11 protein-coding genes and 1 pseudogene are annotated in these 12,717 nt (G+C 66.1%); 7 read left to right on the forward strand and 5 right to left on the reverse strand.

Annotated elements, in window-relative coordinates:
• Positions 1-128: 128 nt before the first annotated feature.
• Positions 129-2,654, forward strand: a complete 2,526-nt coding sequence (locus ONR75_RS30310; protein WP_265080510.1) for a glycogen/starch/alpha-glucan phosphorylase — start codon at positions 129-131, stop codon at positions 2,652-2,654.
• Between the two features lie 208 nt (positions 2,655-2,862).
• On the opposite strand, the gene ONR75_RS30315 is transcribed toward ONR75_RS30310, so the two are convergent.
• From ONR75_RS30315 to ONR75_RS30330, 4 genes are all read right to left on the reverse strand, one after another.
• Positions 2,863-4,197 carry a ferric reductase-like transmembrane domain-containing protein gene (locus ONR75_RS30315; RefSeq protein ID WP_265080511.1) on the reverse strand — a complete coding sequence of 445 codons (1,335 nt, stop codon included), beginning with the start codon at positions 4,195-4,197 and terminating at the stop codon, positions 2,863-2,865.
• Positions 4,198-4,307: 110 nt separating this feature from the next.
• Positions 4,308-4,673 (reverse strand): hypothetical protein, encoded by a 366-nt coding sequence (locus tag ONR75_RS30320; protein WP_265080512.1) that lies wholly within the window; start codon positions 4,671-4,673, stop codon positions 4,308-4,310.
• Positions 4,674-4,811: 138 nt separating this feature from the next.
• Positions 4,812-6,176 carry a sensor histidine kinase gene (locus ONR75_RS30325; RefSeq protein ID WP_265080513.1) on the reverse strand — a complete coding sequence of 455 codons (1,365 nt, stop codon included), beginning with the start codon at positions 6,174-6,176 and terminating at the stop codon, positions 4,812-4,814.
• A complete protein-coding gene (locus tag ONR75_RS30330) occupies positions 6,176-6,841 on the reverse strand; it encodes a response regulator transcription factor (protein ID WP_265080514.1) in 666 nt (221 codons plus the stop codon). The genes ONR75_RS30325 and ONR75_RS30330 overlap by 1 nt, the downstream gene beginning before the upstream one ends.
• Positions 6,842-6,975: 134 nt before the next feature.
• Between ONR75_RS30330 and ONR75_RS30335 the strand changes: the two genes are divergently transcribed.
• Positions 6,976-7,578: a hypothetical protein gene (locus tag ONR75_RS30335; RefSeq protein WP_265080515.1), complete on the forward strand. Its 603-nt coding sequence runs from the start codon at positions 6,976-6,978 to the stop codon at positions 7,576-7,578.
• Between the two features lie 81 nt (positions 7,579-7,659).
• The gene (locus ONR75_RS30340; RefSeq protein WP_265080516.1) at positions 7,660-8,142 is read left to right on the forward strand and encodes a hypothetical protein; all 483 of its coding nucleotides are present in this window, start codon (positions 7,660-7,662) and stop codon (positions 8,140-8,142) included.
• A gap of 73 nt (positions 8,143-8,215) precedes the next feature.
• On the opposite strand, the gene ONR75_RS30345 is transcribed toward ONR75_RS30340, so the two are convergent.
• Positions 8,216-9,112, reverse strand: a complete 897-nt coding sequence (locus ONR75_RS30345; RefSeq protein WP_265080517.1) for an MBL fold metallo-hydrolase — start codon at positions 9,110-9,112, stop codon at positions 8,216-8,218.
• A gap of 83 nt (positions 9,113-9,195) precedes the next feature.
• Here ONR75_RS30345 and ONR75_RS30350 point away from each other — a divergent pair, with 83 nt between their 5' ends.
• The 4 genes and pseudogenes from ONR75_RS30350 to ONR75_RS30365 all read left to right on the forward strand — a co-directional run bounded on the left by ONR75_RS30350 (position 9,196) and on the right by ONR75_RS30365 (position 12,713).
• The gene (locus ONR75_RS30350) at positions 9,196-9,525 is read left to right on the forward strand and encodes an ArsR/SmtB family transcription factor (RefSeq protein ID WP_265080518.1); all 330 of its coding nucleotides are present in this window, start codon (positions 9,196-9,198) and stop codon (positions 9,523-9,525) included.
• Positions 9,526-9,535: 10 nt separating this feature from the next.
• Complete coding sequence (locus ONR75_RS30355; RefSeq protein ID WP_265080519.1) at positions 9,536-10,063, forward strand: rhodanese family protein; 528 nt, start codon at positions 9,536-9,538, stop codon at positions 10,061-10,063.
• A gap of 13 nt (positions 10,064-10,076) precedes the next feature.
• Positions 10,077-10,871 (forward strand): sulfite exporter TauE/SafE family protein, encoded by a 795-nt coding sequence (locus ONR75_RS30360; RefSeq protein WP_265080520.1) that lies wholly within the window; start codon positions 10,077-10,079, stop codon positions 10,869-10,871.
• A 109-nt stretch (positions 10,872-10,980) separates the two neighbouring features.
• Positions 10,981-12,713, forward strand: a pseudogene (locus ONR75_RS30365) (adenylate/guanylate cyclase domain-containing protein).
• Positions 12,714-12,717 lie beyond the last annotated feature (4 nt).

Below are 12,717 nucleotides of genomic sequence, written 5' to 3' on the forward strand. Positions count from 1 at the left end.
CCCGGCATCCCCTGCGTCCTTGCCCAAATCTGCGCCACGCTCGCGTGAAAACCTCACCACGCCGGCGGGTTCCGATCCCGGCATATTGGGAGTATCATTTGGGACAGACACAGCACCGGGATGGAATATTGTCAGATCCAGTCATTTCAGCTCCGTTTCAGCCCCACTCGCCGCCGATTGACGAACTGGCGCTCGCGGAGATCAAGAGCGCCATCCTGGTCAAGCTGACGCTGACCATCGGCAAGGATGCGGCGATCGCCACCAAGCAGGACTGGTACAAGGCGACAGCGCTGGCGTTGCGCGACCGCATCGTCCACCGCTGGCTGGTGACCGACAAGGAGAGCTATGACGCCGGCCGCAAGCGGGTCTATTACCTCAGCCTGGAATTCCTGATCGGCCGGCTGTTCACCGACGCGCTGAACAATATGGGGCTGCTGGCGCTGTTCAATGCCGCGCTGGGCGACCTCGGCGTCGGCCTCGACGACCTCCGCAAATGCGAACCCGATGCCGCGCTGGGCAATGGCGGCCTCGGCCGGCTGGCCGCCTGCTTCATGGAAAGCATGGCGACGCTCGGCATCCCGGCCATGGGCTACGGCATCCGCTACGATTTCGGGCTGTTCCGGCAGATCATCTCGCACGGCTGGCAGCAGGAATATCCCGACGAGTGGCTGGGCTTCGGCAATCCCTGGGAATTGCAGCGGCCCGAAGTGATGTATCACGTCCACTTCGGCGGCAACGTGGAAACCGTCGTCGACGGCGAACGCCAGCGCACGGTCTGGCATCCCGGCGAGACCGTGGAAGCCGTGGCCTATGATACGCCGATCGTCGGCTGGCGCGGCCAGCATGTGAATGCGCTGCGGCTGTGGTCGGCGCGGGCGCCGGATCCGCTGCGGCTCGACGTCTTCAACACCGGCGACTATCTCGGCGCATCCGCCGAACAGGCGCGCGCTGAGGCGATCTGCAAATTCCTCTACCCCAACGACGAAAGCGCCGCCGGCCGCGAATTGCGGCTGCGCCAGGAATACTTCTTCGTGTCGGCGTCGTTGCAGGACCTGGTCAAGCGTCACCTGGATTCCGACGGCAACCTGCGCGGCCTCGCCGGCAAGGCCGCCGTGCAGATGAACGACACCCATCCGAGTCTCGCCATCGCCGAGCTGATGCGCATCCTGGTGGACATCCACAACATGCGCTGGGACGCGGCGTGGCAGATCACCAACGCCACGTTGTCCTACACCAACCATACCCTGCTGCCCGAGGCGCTCGAGACCTGGCCGGTCGAACTGTTCGAACGGCTGCTGCCGCGACATCTCGAAATCATCTACCGCATCAATACCGCCCATCTCGACCGCGCCGACGCCACCCGCAAGGGCGACACCGCCTATCGCGCCTCGGTGTCGATCATCGACGAGAGCGCCGGCCGCCGCGTCCGCATGGGCAACCTCGCCTTCATCGGCTCGCACCGCATCAACGGCGTCTCGGCGATGCATTCCGATCTGATGAAGGAGACCGTATTCCACGATCTCAACCAGCTCTATCCGGGCCGCATCACCAACAAGACCAACGGCATCACCTTCCGCCGCTGGCTGATGCTGGCCAATCCGAAACTCACCGACCTGATGCGCGCCACCTGCGGCGATGCGGTGCTCGACGATCCGACCCGCATGGAGAAGCTCGAGGCCTATGCCGGCGACGCTGCATTCCAGCAGGCGTTCCGCCGCGTCAAGCATCACAACAAGATCGCGCTGGCGCGGGTGATCGGCGAGAAGCTGGGCATCCAGGTCGATCCGTCGGCGCTGTTCGACGTGCAGATCAAGCGCATCCACGAATACAAGCGGCAACTGCTGAACCTGCTGGAGACCGTGGCGCTGTATCACGCCATCAAGGCCGATCCGCAGCGCGACTGGGTGCCGCGGGTGAAGATCTTCGCCGGCAAGGCGGCGGCGAGCTATCGCTACGCCAAGCTGATCATCAAGCTGATCAACGACGTCGCCGAGGTCGTCAACAACGATCCGGCGATCGGCGGCAACCTGAAAGTCGCGTTCCTGCCGGACTACAATGTGAGTCTCGCCGAGATCATCATTCCCGCCGCCGATCTGTCGGAGCAGATCTCCACCGCCGGCATGGAAGCCTCCGGCACCGGCAACATGAAGCTGTCGCTGAACGGCGCGCTGACCATCGGCACGCTCGACGGCGCCAATATCGAGATCCGCGACAATGTCGGCGCAGAGAACATCGCGATCTTCGGCATGAACGCCGCCGAGGTGATGGCACGCCGCGCCGCGGGGCTCGACGCCCATGACGTCATCAGCAAGTCGCCGCATCTCGCCGACGCCATCGCCGCCATCGAGCGCGGCGATTTCTCGCCCGACGATCCCGGTCGCTTCATGTCGGTCGGTCACGCGCTGCGCCATCTCGACCACTATGTGGTCTCGGCGGACTTCGACTCCTATTACGAGGCGCAGCGCGGTATCGACACGCGCTGGCGCGCAGGCTCGGCATGGACCCGCGCCAGCATCCTCAACGTGGCGCGGATGGCGTGGTTCTCGTCGGATCGTACCATCGCCGAATATGCCTCCGACATCTGGGACGTGCCGGTGACCTCCGCCGCTCCTCCTGCCCCGGCCGCACGCGCCGTGCTGGGCAAGGGCAGCTAGAGTCTGATTCCGTTCGCTTGAATCGTGTCCCGGACGCAGTGCAATGCGCTTCCGTCAGGAGGCGTCATGCACTGCAGAGCCGTCACAGACACCGAGTTTGGTACGGTCCCGGCTCTGCGAAGCACCACGCCCAAGCGGGCGTGATGCATCGCGGCCGGGACATGATTCAATCAAAACCAATTGCGCTCTAGCCATGGCGCGAGCCCGCTCAGCGCATCTCGAACAGTTCCTGGTGAAACTGCGGGGCCGACAGGCCGCGCAGGATCATCGAACGGCGCAACGCATCGCCGAAGCGGGACGGGCCGCAGAACCAGACGTCCGCAGTCTTCCACGCCGGAATCCATGCTGCGAGACGGTCCAGGGTCAATTGGCCGTCGCGCTGCGACACCACTACGTGAAAGCCCACCCCGGCTTGCGCCGCGAGCGCTTTGATCTTGTCGATGAATGCGCCGGACGGAGCGCTGGTGCAGTAGATCAGGTCCACGTTGCCGTCATGATCCGCGGCCGCCAGCGCTGCCAGTCGGGCGACAAACGGGGTAATCCCCACGCCGCCGGCCACCCACACCTGACGCGAACGCGCGCCGGCGAAGTCGAACCGGCCGTAAGGCCCCTCGATGGTGGCTTCCTGGCCGATCGACAGGCGATCGGGCAGCGTCCGCGTATAATCGCCGATGCCCTTGATGCTGAACTGCAAGTGCCCGTCGCCATGCCAGGCCGAGGAGATGGTGAACGGGTGAGCACCTTCGCCGCCGCCGAAATCGACAAAGGCGAACTGGCCGGCGCGGTGGCCAGGCCACGCGGTCTCCAGCCGGACCGCAACTTCGAGCACCGCATTGTCGTCATAGCGTTTCAGCGATTCGATGCGTCCGACAGACTTGCGCGTGCTGCCGATGCGACGGAACAGCGACACCAGCGCCGCGATGCCGCCACCGGCCATCAGCAGGCCGAGCACTGGCCCCAGCGGCGACAGCCAGTAGCTGCGATCGACCAGAATCACGGCGTGAAACAGCAGCACCAGATAGATCGGCGCCATCAGCCGATGCGTCGTCAGGAAGGCCCGGTAGGGAAATCGCTTCCACAACGCCAGCAGCACCAGCGCGATCAGCAGATACAGGCTCCATTCGCCGAGACCGGTGGCGGTGTCCTTGAGATCGCGAAACGCATCGAAGCCGGTGACAGCCTCTGCGACACGCGGCGGCCGCGCCGGGCGGGTCAGCCAGCCCCATTGCGTCAGCCAGCGCGGACCCACCTCGAGCAGCCAGTGAATCAGCGCCAGGCAGAGACCGGTGACCCCGAACCATTTGTGCAGGCGATAGAACTTGTCGAGGCCGCCGAGCGCGCTCTCCACCTGCACCGGGCGCGCCGCCAGCATGACGCCAAGCGACATCGATCCCATGGTGAGCACGCCGGTCAAATAGATCAGCGCCTTGCGCCATGACCAGAAGTCGCCGGCAAGAGTTCCCTCGGGAACGCTGAGGAGCCACAGCCCGCACAGCAGGCCGAGCGGGAGTGCAACCGCCAGCCAGAGTCTGTTGATTTGCATAATGATTCCCTGATCCGCGAAGCGACGGACAATCATTCATGCAGCGTCACCCGCGCAGAGCCCGGGTGCATTGATCCAGCACAATGGCGGCCTGCAGGTAAGCCTGCGCGTCAGGTCTGCTGCTTGGCCTGCGCCGTATCGAGATAGCTGCTGCCTGTGGCGGCGTCGGTGACGGCATTCTTGATGGTGGCGATCCCCGGCTTGGTCAGGGTGAACTTGGTGTCGCCGATCCGGAACGCGCTGTCCTTGATCAGCACGCTCTGATATTTGACCGTGCCGGCGCTTTCATATTTCACCTGTGCGCGGAACCCCTGCACGTCGGACACGGTGATCTTGAAGTCCTTCTTGTTGGCATAGGTTCCGGTCCAGCTGCCCTGGTAGCTGGCGGGGTCCACCGCGGTATAGGGCGTCTTCGACGGCGTGGTCAGCGCCGACGCCGTATAGCTCGACTGCAGTATGCTCAAGATATCGGCCATGCCGCTGTGCTCCGCGTGATTCCACTGCGGAACACTACGAGTGCGCGGGGGTTAATCGAACATTGCGTGACGTGTCTGGATGTTTCCATTCGCCGTCCGGACATCAAACGAAATGCAAAACACCGTCGGCCGGCCTCGCTACGCGGCCGGCAGCTGCAATATCGCGCGCAGGCCGCCGAGCGGCGATTCGACGAGCCGTAGGTCTCCGCCATAAAGCTCCGCCAGTTCGCTGGTGATCGACAGGCCGAAGCCGAACCCCGGCGCGCTTTCGTCGAGCCGTTCGCCGGGGCGCAGCACCTGCTCGCGCTGCGCCGTTGGCAAGCCATTGCCGTCATCCTCGAAGCTCAGCACCACCATGCGTCCCTCGCGCACCGCGTGAACGGCGACCTTGCCGTGCGCCCACTTGAAGCCGTTCTCCATCAGGTTGCCGGCCATCTCATCGAAGTCCTGTTGCTCGCAGGCCACCGCGCAATCGTGGGGCACATCGAGCGCGAACAGCACCGGCTTGGCGGCGTTGATCTTGCCCAGCACCGCGCCGAGATCGGCGAGCCGCGGCGCGATCAGGGTCTGCGTACGCACCGGGCCGCTGAGCGCGGCGCTGCGGGCGCGGCCGAGGTGATGGCGAATGCGCCGCTCCATCAGCCCGATCAGCGGCTGCAGCGTTGCCGGATCGCGTGCGCCGGACACCGCAATCGCCAACGTCGCCAGCGGCGTCTTCAGGCCATGGGCGAGATTGGCGACGTGGCGCCGCGCCCGCTCCAGATTGGCGGCGTTCTCGTCGAGCAGGCCGTTGAGTTCGACGACCAGCGGCTGGATTTCCTGCGGCTGTCGCGCCGGCACCCGCTCGATCGCGCCGCGCCTGACATCGGCCACCGCGCGGCGCAGCCGCTCCAGCGGTCGCAGCCCGAGCCGGATCTGAAACATCATCGCCGTCACCAGCGCAAGCCCCAGCACGGCGAGCGAAAAGCCCAGCGTGGTCATCGCCTCGCGCAACGGTCCCCATACCGCGGCGCGCGGCGCCGAGGCGACGATGGTCAGCGGCGCGCCGGATACAGCAACCTGCTTGATCCGGAAATGCAGCGGCTCGTCGCCCGGTCCCGGCCCGTCGGCAGGCCGCGGACGTTTATCGCGCGGCTCGCGGTCCTCGCGCGGACGCGACGGCGGCGCGGGTTCGGCGGGCGCCACGCGCGCGATGTCGTCGCCTTCGAGCGAGGCGGAGCGCAGCGTGTTGGCCGGCCCCGTCACCTGCCAGTACCAGCCACGATGCGGACGCTCGAACGGCGGGCCGTCGGCATTGCCCACCAGGCTGATGCGGCCGTTGCCGTCCGCGCGCAGCATCGACGACAGGAACACGATCTGGGTATCGAGGCGCTGGTCGATCTGGCCTTGCACAAAGCGATGCAGCACAAAGCCGATCAGCACCGTGGCGATCACCATGGCAACCGCGATGAAAAATCCCGCAGCGATCAGCAGCCTTCTGCTCAGCGAGGCATCGCCCAGCATCAGGCGCCGCCTGACGCGAGACGATAGCCGCGGCCGCGCACCGTTTCGATCATGCCGTGGCCGATCTTGCGGCGCAGCCGCGCCACGATCACCTCCAGCGAATTGGAATCGGTCCCGGCATCGTCCTCATAGACCTTCTCCATCAGTTCGAGACGATCGAACACCACGTCCTTGCGCATGATCAGCGCCTGCAGCACCCGCCATTCCAGCGCGGTCAGTTTCAGCGGCAGGCCGTTGAGCTCGAATACGCCGGTCGGCGCATCGAACGACAGCGGCCCACAGGCAATCTCCGGCGCGGCGTGGCCGGCCGAGCGCCGGGCCAGCGCGCGCAGCCGCATGATCAGTTCCTCGACACGAAACGGCTTTGTCAGATAGTCGTCGGCGCCGGCCTTGAAACCGTCGACCTTCTCGGTCCAGCCGTCACGCGCGGTCAGGATCAGCACCGGCAGTTGCCGCCCGCTCTTGCGCCAGGCGCGCAGCACCGCGGCACCCGGCATCTTCGGCAGGCCGAGATCGAGCACGGCGGCGTCATAGCTTTCGGTGTCGCCGAGAAAGTGGCCCTCCTCGCCGTCGCCGGCGATATCGACGGCAAAGTTCTCCCGCCGCAACGCGTGCGCGATCTCGTCGGCCAGCAGCATGTCGTCCTCGACCAGCAGCACTTTCATGGGGTGTCCATACCTTGCATTCGCGCGAGGGCTACGCCGCCGAGCTTAACCCAGTCTGAACGGTTCGGTTCAGGGTGGGTTTCGGGCGCTCCGCTAGTCTGCCTGCCATCCACCCCCGATGACAGGAGACCACCATGACAGACCCCGACACCACCTCCGAACCGCGCGCGCTGCCGCCCCCGCAGCCCCGGCTGCGCATGTCGCGCAGCGCCATGGGCGCCGGCGCGCTCGTTGCAGTGCTGGTCGCCGGCGCGGCGCTGGGCGCCGGCGGCACCCGCATCGCGGAACGCTGGCAGGCGCAGAGCGTGATGCTGCTGCAGCCCGCGCCTATCGACAGGATGACCGACGCCAGCCCGGTGGCCATCAAGGGCGAGGTCGCCGAGATCTTCGGCAACAAGTTCGTGATCCAGGATCCCAGCGGCCGCGCGCTCGTTGATACCGGCCCGCGCGGCGAGGACCGCCCGGTGGTGACCAAGGGCGAGGCCGTCACGGTCCAGGGCCGCTTCGACCGCGGGATCGTCCGCGCCGAGATCGTGGCCCATGCCGACGGCCGCAACGAGGCGTTCGGCCCGCCCCATGGTCCGAAAGGACCGAAGGGCCCCAAAGGGCCGAAGGGACCGCGGGGCGGCCCGGATGAGGATGGCCCGGGTGCCCGCGCCGATCGCGGCCCGCCGCCCCCGCCGCCGCCGGGTGATCGCGACGACGACGACGCTCCGCCGCCGCCACGCCCGCGTTGACGCGCTGACGCGCTGACATCACGGCCGGGCCGGAGCGATCCGGCCCGCCGCTCCCGACATTCAATCCAGCAAGGAACAGACATGCCCGATCATCACATCACCACCGTCACCGGCAAGATCACCCACGTGTTCGGTCACCGCTTCGTGGTGCAGACCGGCCACGGCGCCGTGCTCGCCGACGTCACGCCGAAGGGGCTCGAACAGTTCGCCCTTGAAGTCGGCGACGAGGTCAGCCTCGACGGCGAACAGAAGCCTTCGGAACTGAAGGTGAACCGGTTCACGCACGGCGGAAAGACCTTTGCCATCGAGCACAAGAAGAAGCCGCACGAGCACGACGATCACCACGCGCCTGCCGATTCCGGCAAGGCGCTGAAGGCAGCGCGCGCCGCCGGCTATGAAACGCTGGGCGAACCGCGCCGCAAGCCGAAGCACTTCGAAGTGCTGGGCCGCCGCGAGAAGCAGCTCACCGAGCTGCACATCGAACTCGACGGCCACATCCGCAAGATGAAGCCGGTCGAAGGCCATGATCCGAAATGGAGCGAAGCCCTGCGCGCGGCGTCGTAGACCTCGCGTCCCCTGACAACGAAAGGGCGGCCCGCTGGCCGCCCTTTTGTCGTGCGCGCTGTCGCCGTGCAGCTTATGAAATCCCGGCCTCCGCGCCTTCCTTGGCGTGGACCGGCAGCATCAGATAGTGCACGCCGTTCTGCTGCGCCTTGGGGAAATGCCCGGCGCGGATGTTGACCTGGATCGAGGGCAGCAGCAGCGTCGGCGCCGACAGCGTGGCATCGCGCGCGTTGCGCATGGCGACGAACTGTTCCTCGCTGACGCCGGCCTTGACGTGGACGTTGCCCTCGCGCTGCCCGGCCACGGTGGTCTCCCAGGCGTAGCTGTCGCGGCCCGGCGCCTTGTAGTCATGGCACATGAACAGCCGCGTCTCCGGCGGCAGCGCCAGCAGCCGGTGGATCGAGCGATAGAGCTGATGCGCATCGCCGCCGGGGAAATCGGCGCGCGCGGTGCCGTAGTCCGGCATGAACAGGGTATCGCCGACGAACACCGCGTCTGAGATCTTGTAGGATACGTCCGCCGGCGTATGGCCGGGCGTGTGCAGCACCTCCACGGTCAACTCGCCGATGGCAAAACGGTCGCCATCGGCGAACAGCCGGTCGAAATCGCTGCCGTCGGTGCGCAGGTCGGTGGCGTTGAACACCGGCCGGAAGATGCGCTGCACGTCCTTGATGTGTTCGCCGATCCCGATCCTGGCACCGGTCTTCGCCTTGATATACGGCGCGCCTGAGAGGTGGTCGGCATGGGCGTGGGTTTCCAGCGCCCAGTCGATGGTCAGGCCGTCGGCCTTCGCCGCCTCGAGGATCGTCTCCACCGAGCGGATATCGACGCTGCCGTCGCGATGGTCGTAGTCCAGCACCGGATCGATCACGGCTGCGCGTTTCGTGGCGGGATCGCTGACCAGATAGCTGATGGTGTTGGTCGGCTCGTCGAAAAATGCCCTGATCACGGGATTTGCGGTGCTGGTCATGGCGCAGAACTCCTGAAGTCGAATGCTGTTGACATTTATATTAGCATCTTCTAAATAAGCAATACCTAATATTCGAGACCGAGATGCCCGCAAGCCCCGCCCTCAACACCGACGATTTCGCCGCCAACGCCCTGGAGGTGGCCGACACCCTGCGGGCGCTCGGCAACGAACGACGGCTGATGATTCTGTGCAAGCTGGTCGAAGCCGGCGAGATGACCGTCGGCGCGCTGGTCCAGGCGGTCGGCCTCAGCCAGTCGGCGCTGTCGCAGCACCTAGCCAAAATGCGCGACGAGAACATCGTGACCTTTCGCCGCGACAGCCAGACGCTCTGGTACCGGATTTCCGATCCCCGCATCGAGCAACTGATGGCGCAACTGCACCGGCTGTACTGCCGCACCTCGCCAACACCGTAAGGAGTCTGCCATGACGCTTCCCCACATCTCCCCCGACAAAGCCAAACAGCTGATCGCCGAGGGCGCCGTCCTGGTCGATATCCGCGAGGCCGACGAACACGCCCGCGCCCGCATCGCCCAGGCCCGCCATGAGCCGCTGTCGCGGCTCGGCCCGATCGACGTCGACGCGCAGGCGGTGATCTTCCATTGCAAATCCGGCGGCCGTACGGCTGCCAATGCTGGCCGCCTCAAGGCCAGCACCGATTGCGAGGCCTATATCCTCGACGGCGGCATCGACGCCTGGAAAGCCGCCGGCCTCCCCATCGTCGAAAGCACGAAGCCGCCCATCGAAATGATGCGCCAGGTACAGATCACCGCCGGTTCGATGGTGGTCGCTGGCGCGGCGCTGGGCGCGCTGCTGCACCCCGGCTTCTATCTGCTGTCGGCCGCGATCGGCGCCGGCTTGGTGTTTTCCGGCGTCACTGGCACCTGTATGATGGCCCGGGTCCTGGCGTTCGCGCCGTGGAATCGCCGCAACACAGTGCCGGCGCACGGCTGAACGAAAGTCTTCTATGTGGTTTGCTTCCGCTGACGTCGCGACGATCCTGTCCGGCGGACTGGTCGGCTTCATCCTGGCACTGATCGGCGGCGGCGGTTCGGTGCTGGCGGTGCCGCTGCTGGTCTATGTGGTCGGGGTGACCTCGCCCCATGTGGCGATCGGCACCAGCGCCATTGCGGTGGCGGTCTCGGCCTTCGCCAACATGCTGTCGCACTGGCGGGCCGGCAACGTCCGCTGGCCCTGCGCCATCGTGTTCTCGCTGGCCGGCATCGGCGGCGCCTTTGCCGGCTCCAGCATCGCCAAGCAGGTCGACGGCCAGAAACTGCTGTTCTTGTTCGGCCTACTGATGATCGCCATCGGCGCCCTGATGCTGCGCAAGCGCAGCGGCAGCGGCGATCCATCGATCAACCTGACCCGCGCCACCGCGCGCAAAATGCTGCCGATGCTGATCGGGGTCGGTTTCGTGGTCGGCCTGCTGGCCGGATTCTTCGGCATCGGTGGCGGCTTCCTGATCGTGCCCGGTCTGATGCTGGCCACCGGCATGACGATGACCGCGGCGATCGGCACCTCGCTGGTGTCGGTGGTGGCGTTCGGCGCCTCCACCGCGGCGAATTACGCCCTCTCCGGACTGACCGACTGGCGGCTGGCGGGGATCTTCATCGCCGGCGGCCTGCTCGGCGGCCTCATCGGCATCGCCGCCGGCAAGGTCATCGGCAGCCACGACCGCGCGCTACGCGCCACCTTCGCCGCCGTGGTCATCATCACCGGCGTCTATGTCTGCATCCGCGGCGCGCTGCATTTCATGTGACGGCCGCAAAGCCGGCGACGGCCGGCCCTCTCCCCCGCGATTTGACACCTGACATCGGCGTCGCCATACGGTTCCATCGGCCTCTTTTGAAGCTTCCGAGCGGGCACCCATGATACGGATATCGATTAGACGACAGATTCTCGGCATCGCCGTCGGGTTGATCGTCCTGATGGTGATCACGTCGATCCTGTCGATGTATATGGCCGGCCGGGTCGGGATCCTGCTCGACGAACTGACGACAAAGTACATTCCGGCCTACGGCCATCTGGCGCGGATGAACATCAACTCGCTGGAGAGCGCGATGTCGCTGCGCCGCATGGCGACTGCCAAGATGCAGTCGCCCGCGAGCGACACCGGTTACGCCGAGCGGCTGAAGTTGTTCGACGCAAAAGGCCTCGAGACCGAACGCGAGGCGCAGGCCGCGCTCCAGCTCATCAACGCGATCATCGACGACCCCAATACGCAGTCGGACAATGCCGCGCTCGGCCGCATCGAAAGCCGGATCGAAATCGCGATCACCAGCTTTCGCAGCCATCTGGATGACGAGCGCACCCAGTTGCTGGCGCAGCTCGAGTCCCGCAACTTCGCCGAAGCCAGGCAGACGCTGGAGCGGGTCGACGCCATCCGCGATGAGCTGAACAATTCGGTCGATGCGATCCGCGCCGACATGCTGCTGCAGGTCTATGCCAGCGGCGCAGCGACGATGCGCGACCAGAAACGGACGATCTTCATTTCGGCGGTGGTGACGGCCCTCGCCGGAATCATCGGGCTGATTTTCGCGCTGCTGGTCAGCGGCGGCATTACCCGCCCGGTGCAGCGGTTGCTCGAGGGCACCCGCGAGATCGAGGCGGGGCGCCTCGACGGCTCCATCGACGTCACCACGCGCGACGAGATCGGCCAGTTGTCGGCCGCATTCAACCGCATGGTCGAGAAGCTGCGCCACAACGAGCGCATCCGCGAAACCTTCGGCCTCTATATCGACCCGAAGGTGGTGGAAGGATTGATCGACCAGCCGGCAGTGGCTGCGGCCGAGGGTGAGCGCCGCGTCATGACGGTGCTGTTCTGCGACATGAAGGGATTTACCCGGCTGAGCGAAGGCGTCACGCCGCAGGGCCTGGTCCGCATCATGAACCACTATTTCTCCACCATGTCGGCGCCGGTTCGCAGCCACCGCGGCATCATCGACAAGTACATCGGCGACATGATCATGGCCTATTGGGGCCCCCCTTCGTCGAGGATGCCGATCAGGCGACCCTGGCCTGCCTGGCTGCGCTCGACATGACCGGACGGATCGCCGGCTTGCGCAGGGAGTTGCCCGAGCTGCTCGGCGTCCGCGCCATTCCTGTCGAATGCGACATCCGGATCGGCATCGCCACCGGCGAGGCGCTGGTGGGCAGTATCGGCTCCGAACTCATGATGAGCTACACGGTCATGGGCGACACGGTGAATCTGGCGTCGCGGCTGGAGAGCGCCAACAAGCTCTATGGCAGTCGCCTGCTGGCGTCCGAGGCCACCGTCGCGCAGGCGGGCGCCGCGATCGAGGTACGCGAGATCGACCGGCTCGTGGTGCTCGGCCAAAGCCGGTCGCAGGCCGTGTATGAGATCATGGCCCGAAAAGGCGAACTGACGCCGGACCAGACGCTGTTGCGAACCAGTTACGCTGAAGGGCTCGCCGCCTATCGCGCGCAGGACTGGGACGCTGCCCGCCGCGCCTTCACGGCCGCGTTGCAGGCGGCGCCCGACGACGGGCCGTCGACCACCCTGCTCGCGCGGATCGAGACCCTCGCAACGACCCCGCCTGGCGGCGATTGGGATGGTGCCTGGCACCTCGACCGCAAGTAACCGC

The organism is Rhodopseudomonas sp. P2A-2r (assembly GCF_026015985.1).
GTDB lineage: Bacteria > Pseudomonadota > Alphaproteobacteria > Rhizobiales > Xanthobacteraceae > Tardiphaga.